Origin of the sequence: Chromohalobacter sp. HP20-39 (genome assembly GCF_033052815.1) — a bacterium.
Classification (GTDB): domain Bacteria; phylum Pseudomonadota; class Gammaproteobacteria; order Pseudomonadales; family Halomonadaceae; genus Chromohalobacter.
Genome location: NZ_JAWHTP010000892.1, coordinates 1 through 255 on the forward strand (window position 1 = coordinate 1; position 255 = coordinate 255).

Annotated in this window: 1 pseudogene; it reads left to right on the plus strand. The window is 51.0% G+C overall.

What is annotated here, in order from left to right:
* Positions 1-255, plus strand: a pseudogene (locus RVY79_RS20540) (aspartate carbamoyltransferase regulatory subunit); the annotation flags it as partial.

Here is a 255-nt window from a genome sequence, read left to right on the forward strand (position 1 = left end):
TGAAGATCAAGTAGATCAACTGGCATTGTATGCGCCGCAAGCCACGGTTAACCGTATCGACAACTATGAAGTGGTGGGTAAATCGCGCCCAAGTCTGCCGGAGCGCATCGACAATGTGCTGGTCTGCCCGAACAGCAACTGTATCAGCCATGCCGAACCGGTTTCATCCAGCTTTGCCGTGCGAAAACGCGCCAATGATATCGCGCTCAAATGCAAATACTGTGAAAAAGAGTTTTCCCATAATGTGGTGCTGGC